Below are 3,481 nucleotides of genomic sequence, written 5' to 3'. Positions count from 1 at the left end.
GGTAAGGGATGATACGCTTTGTCTCGCGGACGGTCTGTCGGATGCCGATGCGACCGCCCAGTCGATGGACGATGCGAGCCCGGCGAAATGGCATCTCGCGCATGTGACCTGGTTCTTCGAGCGCTTCGTGCTGCGGCCCCATTGGCAAAGCTATGAGCCGTTCGACCAGACGTATGACTATCTTTTCAATTCCTATTACGACGCGGTTGGCGAGCGCCATCCGCGACCGGAGCGCGGTCTGCTCACACGGCCGCCGCTCTCTGATGTCCTGGCCTATCGCGCGCATGTCGACGCAGCGATGGCGTCTCTTATCGAAGGCGGCTTTTCATCCGAGCTGGAAGATCTCGTCACCCTCGGCCTTCACCATGAGCAGCAACATCAGGAACTCCTCCTGACAGACATCCTGCACCTCTTCGCGCAAAACCCGCTCAAGCCGGGCCTGAGACCGCCAGAGCCGCGCCTGATGAAGAGCGACCCGGCCCCGCTGTTCTGGCGCCGCTTCGAGGGAGGGCTTGTCGAAACAGGGCAGACCGCAGAGTCCGGATTCGGTTTTGATTGCGAGCGCCCGCGCCACAAGACCTGGCTCGAACCGTTTGAAATTGCCAATCGATGCGTGACCAATCGCGAATGGATGGAATTCATCGAGGCAGGTGGATACCAAGCCCCCGACCACTGGTTGTCTGATGGATGGGCCAGGTGTCAGGATGCAGTCTGGACAGCACCGCTCTACTGGCAGCAACACGACGACGCGTGGTGGACGATGACGCTTCGCGGCTGGCAGCCCGTCGATCCGAACGCGCCGGTCTGCCATGTCAGCTATTATGAAGCCGATGCCTATGCGAGCTGGGCCGGCGCACGGCTGCCCGGCGAGGCCGAATGGGAAACCGTCGCGCAAGATCTGCCGATAAAAGGCAATGATGCAGGGGCTGGTCGGCTCAGCCCTGCGCCGCAGTCAGGCGAAGGCCTGCTCAGCGTCTATGGCGATGTCTGGGAGTGGACGAAAAGCGCATTCAGCCCATATCCAGGCTTTAAGGCAGAAGAGGGCGCTGTGGGCGAATACAATGGCAAATTCATGAGCGGACAATATGTCCTTCGCGGCGGCTCCTGCGCGACACCGCCCGGCCATATCCGCTCAACCTACCGGAACTTCTTCCATCCCGATAAACGCTGGCAGTTTTCAGGTCTGAGGCTGGCGCGCGACGCATGATGGACGGATTTTCTGACGACCCGTTCCGCAAGGACGTGCTTGCAGGCCTGTCGAAGCCGCAGAAGTCGTTGCCGAGCCGTTGGCTCTATGATGCGCGCGGCTCTCAGCTCTTCGATGAGATTACCGAGCTTCCGGAATATTACCCGACGCGGACCGAGCTGAAGATTCTGGACGCGAACGCTGCGGATATGGCGAACGCCGTCGGGACGAATGCGGTCATCGTCGAATATGGTGCCGGCTCTCTGGTCAAGGTGCGGATCCTGCTCGATGCGCTGGAAAATGCGCACGCCTTCGTGCCGGTTGATATCTCGGCCTCCCACCTGAAAGCTGCTGCAGATGAGCTCGAGACCGATTATCCAGAGCTGCTGATCCAGCCGATTGCGTCTGACTTCATGGCCTCCAATCTCGGTGCTCGCTTACCCGAAGGTGATGGGCGGACGGTGGGTTTTTTCCCCGGCTCGACGATCGGCAATCTGTCGGACGCCGAGATCAACCGCTTCCTCACGAGCGTGCGGGCAGACCTTGGCGACAATGCCGCCTTCATTGTGGGGCTCGACCAGCCAAAACCGTCCGACATTCTCGTGCCGGCCTATGATGATGCTGCGGGTGTCACGGCGGCGTTCAACAAGAATATCCTGGCGCGCATTAATCGCGAACTCGGTGGCAGCTTTAACCTCGACAATTTCGAACACGAAGCGCGCTGGAACTCTGAGGATAGCCGGATCGAAATGCATCTGGTCAGCACAGCCGACCAGACAGTGAACATTGCCGGAGAATCGTTCTCGTTTACCAGGGGTGAGACGATCCATACCGAAAACTCCCGAAAGATCAGCCGGGCCGCCTTTTCAGACATGGCGGCCGCCTGTGGCTGGCGGCTCGAGCAGACCTGGACAGACGAGAACGACTATTTCGCCGTCATGCTGCTCGGCGCAGATTAGGGCCGGCATGGGGAGGGGCGATGACACTGGAAGAGTACAACGGCTTTTGTGAAAGCCTCGCCCATACGACCCATATTGTGCAGTGGGGCGGCTCGCATGTCTGGAAGATTGGCGGCAAGGTCTTCGCGATTGCGAATGATCGCGCCGATGACGGATTTCGAGTGAGTTTCAAGGTGTCGGAACTCGGGTTCGACATTCTGAAAGAACAACCCGGCTGTCAGGGCGCACCCCATCTTGCCTCGCGCGGCATGAAATGGATCCAGCGTTATTCTGACGAGAGCATGAGCGACAATGCTCTGAAGGACTATCTTTGCGAAAGCTACAGGCTTGTCTCTCTCGGGCTGACCAAGAAGCTGCAAAAGGAACTCGGCCTCAATCAGTGAAGGCCAGGAAACGCCGCAGTCCCGGGGCGAGCGTGCAGGAACAAGTGAGGAAGGCCGCCCGTTGTTTTGGTGAAGAATTGCAACGTAAGGAGACCCACAGATGACCCTCACCACAAAGCATTTCGGCATCGACATCCCGAAAATCGGGTTCGGCACCTGGCGGCTTAAAGAGGAAACCGCGCAGATGTGCGTCGCCAAGGCGATCGAGGCTGGCTATCGCATGATCGATACCGCGCAGGCTTATGAAAATGAAAAACATGTCGGTCGCGGCATCGCCGATGCGCAGCTGCCGCGCGAAGACCTTTGGGTGACGACCAAGGTCTGGATGTCGGACTTCAATGATGGAGATCTTCAGGCCTCTGTCGAGAAGAGCGTAGAGCGTCTTGGGACCGATTATTGCGATCTCATCCTGATGCATTGGCCAAACGCCGATGTTCCCCTCGAAGAGACGCTCGGCGCGATGAATGAGGTGCGCGAGCGCGGCCTGACCCGGAATATCGGTGTGTCGAATTTCAACTCCGAGCAGCTTGCTGAGGCAGTCAAACTCTCAAAGGCGCCGATCCTGACCAATCAGGTCGAGTATCACCCCTTCATCAACCAGACCCCTATCCTTGAAGCGGCGCACGCGCTTGGCACCTCAATCACCGCCTATTCGCCGCTCGCGCAGGGCAAAGTCTTTGATGACAAGGTGCTCAAGGAGATCGGCGAAAAGTATGGCAAGTCGCCGGCCCAGGTAACCGTTCGCTGGTTTGTCCAGCAGCCGGGCGTGATCGCGATTCCAAGGTCGTCATCGCCTGACCATCTGGCGCAGAACAATGATATTCACGATTTCGAGCTGACGCCGCAGGAAATGGGGCGGATCACAGCGCTCAACGCTGAGGACCAACGTCTGATCAATCCGAGCTGGGCGCCTGATTGGGACAAGGCCGCCTAATCGGTAGAATGCGCACAAC

General features: G+C 58.8%; 4 protein-coding genes. All 4 read left to right on the top strand.

Annotated features, from left to right (window positions below):
* Positions 1-1,207 (top strand): ergothioneine biosynthesis protein EgtB (egtB, locus tag WA989_RS14685; protein WP_424341229.1); only part of this gene is annotated, 1,207 nt, incomplete at its 5' end.
* A complete protein-coding gene (gene egtD, locus WA989_RS14680) occupies positions 1,204-2,145 on the top strand; it encodes an L-histidine N(alpha)-methyltransferase (RefSeq protein ID WP_424341228.1) in 942 nt (313 codons plus the stop codon). The genes egtB and egtD, both read left to right, overlap by 4 nt.
* A 20-nt stretch (positions 2,146-2,165) precedes the next feature.
* A complete protein-coding gene (locus WA989_RS14675; RefSeq protein WP_424341227.1) occupies positions 2,166-2,528 on the top strand; it encodes an MmcQ/YjbR family DNA-binding protein in 363 nt (120 codons plus the stop codon).
* Between the two features lie 100 nt (positions 2,529-2,628).
* Positions 2,629-3,462: an aldo/keto reductase gene (locus WA989_RS14670; RefSeq protein ID WP_424341226.1), complete on the top strand. Its 834-nt coding sequence runs from the start codon at positions 2,629-2,631 to the stop codon at positions 3,460-3,462.
* The last annotated feature ends 19 nt before the right edge of the window (positions 3,463-3,481 follow it).

The organism is Henriciella sp., from assembly GCF_049649345.1.
Taxonomy (GTDB): Bacteria; Pseudomonadota; Alphaproteobacteria; order Caulobacterales; family Hyphomonadaceae; genus Henriciella.
Note: the sequence above shows the minus strand (reverse complement) of the source record. Positions and strands in the feature narration are given on the sequence as shown.

Coding starts and splice junctions, on each gene's coding strand:
- egtD (WP_424341228.1), top strand. CDS start 1,204: ATGATGGACGGATTTTCTGACGACCCGTTCCGCAAGGACGTGCTTGCA.
- WA989_RS14675 (WP_424341227.1), top strand. CDS start 2,166: ATGACACTGGAAGAGTACAACGGCTTTTGTGAAAGCCTCGCCCATACG.
- WA989_RS14670 (WP_424341226.1), top strand. CDS start 2,629: ATGACCCTCACCACAAAGCATTTCGGCATCGACATCCCGAAAATCGGG.